The organism is Hansschlegelia zhihuaiae (assembly GCF_004103825.1).
Lineage (GTDB): Bacteria > Pseudomonadota > Alphaproteobacteria > Rhizobiales > Methylopilaceae > Methylopila > Methylopila zhihuaiae.
In genome coordinates this window covers 1-1,934 of sequence record NZ_RYFI01000046.1, presented here as the reverse complement: position 1 = coordinate 1,934, position 1,934 = coordinate 1, and the positions used below count along the sequence as shown (strand labels likewise).

1 protein-coding gene and 1 pseudogene are annotated in these 1,934 nt (G+C 69.7%); both read left to right on the top strand.

The window, feature by feature from the left end; genetic code table 11:
* A pseudogene (locus EK403_RS22645) lies at window positions 1-213 on the top strand (helix-turn-helix transcriptional regulator); the annotation flags it as partial.
* A gap of 162 nt (window positions 214-375) precedes the next feature.
* A partial coding sequence (guaA, locus tag EK403_RS21980; RefSeq protein ID WP_128779585.1) for a glutamine-hydrolyzing GMP synthase occupies window positions 376-1,934 on the top strand: 1,559 nt, incomplete at its 3' end.

Genomic DNA, 1,934 nt, shown 5'->3' with positions numbered 1-1,934 from the left:
CCCGCCGAGGCGCGGCTGGCGCTTGGCCTTGCGGCTGGGCGCTCGCTCGCGGATCTCCGGAACGAGCATGGCGTGTCGTCCAACACGCTGCGCTCGCAGCTCGCCGCGGTCTTGCGCAAGACCGACACCGCGAGCCAGCGCGAACTCGTCCGTTTGCTGGCGCTGGTGCCGCCGCACGCGCCGCCTGGCGATGTCCGGCGGGCCGCCGAATAGATTTCGACGTCGGCCGCCATCGCTCAGCCATCCCCAGGCGCGCAGGTGATGCGCGTCTTTGCGGCGTTGCGGCGGCCATCGCGTTCAGAGTAGGCAAGCGCCATGACCCTCGACGCCAAGACCCTGGAAAAGAAGACGCCGGATCCGCTGGCCGCCGACCCGATGGCGCCGGACCCGAGCCACGACCGCATCCTGATCATCGACTTCGGGTCGCAGGTCACGCAGCTGATCGCGCGGCGGGTGCGCGAGGCCGGCGTCTATTGCGAGATCGTGCCCTTCAACCTCGCCGAGGAGGCCTTCGGGGGTTTCGGCGCCCGGGGCGTCATCCTGTCGGGCGGGCCGGCCTCGGTCGCCGAGATGGGCACCCCGCGCGCGCCGCAGGCGGTGTTCGATTCGGGCGTGCCCGTGCTCGGCATCTGCTACGGGCAGATGACGATGGCCGAGCAGCTCGGCGGCGCCGTCGAGAGCGGCCATCACCGCGAGTTCGGCCGCGCCGACCTCAACGTGGTCGCGCCGTCGCGGCTCTTCACCGGCGTCTGGGAGGACAAGAGCCGCAACCAGGTGTGGATGAGCCACGGCGACCGCATCACCCGCATGCCGCCGGGCTTCCGCATCGTCGGGATCTCGGAGAACGCGCCCTTCGCGGCGATCGCGGACGAGAACCGGCACTATTACGGCCTGATGTTCCACCCCGAGGTGGTCCACACCCCGCAGGGCGGCAAGCTGCTCCAAAACTTCGTGCGCGACATCTGCGGCTGCGCGGGCGACTGGTCGATGGCGGCCTATCGCGACGAGGCGGTCGAGAAGATCCGCGCGCAGGTCGGCTCCGGCCGGGTGATCTGCGGCCTGTCGGGCGGCGTGGACTCGTCGGTCGCGGCCGTGCTGTTGCACGAGGCGATCGGCGACCAGCTGACCTGCGTGTTCGTCGACCACGGGCTCATGCGGAAAGACGAGGCGCGCGAGGTCGTCTCGATGTTCCGCGGGCACTACAACATCCCGCTCGTCCATGTCGACGCGAGCGACATGTTCCTCGGCGCGCTCGCGGGCGTCGAGGACCCCGAAGTTAAGCGCAAGACCATCGGGCGGCTGTTCATCGACGTGTTCGAGGACGAGGCCCGCAAGATCGGCGGCGCCGATTTCCTGGCCCAGGGCACGCTTTACCCCGACGTGATCGAGAGCGTGTCGTTCTCGGGCGGCCCCTCGGTCACCATCAAGTCGCACCACAATGTCGGGGGCCTGCCCGAGCGCATGAACATGAAGCTCGTGGAGCCGCTGCGCGAGCTGTTCAAGGACGAGGTGCGCGAGCTCGGCCGCGAGCTCGGCCTGCCCGAGGCCTTCGTCGGCCGCCACCCGTTCCCGGGACCCGGCCTCGCCATCCGCTGCCCGGGCGAGGTGACGCGCGAGAAGCTCGAGACGCTGCGCCAGGCCGACGCGATCTATCTCGACGAGATCCGCAAGGCCGGCCTCTACGATGAGATCTGGCAGGCTTTCGCGGTGCTGACCGACGTCCGCACCGTCGGCGTGATGGGCGACGGCCGCACCTATGACCGCGTGCTGGCGCTGCGCGCCGTGACCTCGGTCGACGGCATGACGGCCGACTTCTATCCCTTCGACATGGCCTTCCTCGGCCGCGCCGCGACCCGCATCATCAACGAGGTGAGGGGGGTGAACCGCGTCGTCTACGACGTCACCTCGAAGCCGCCCGGCACAATCGAGTGGGA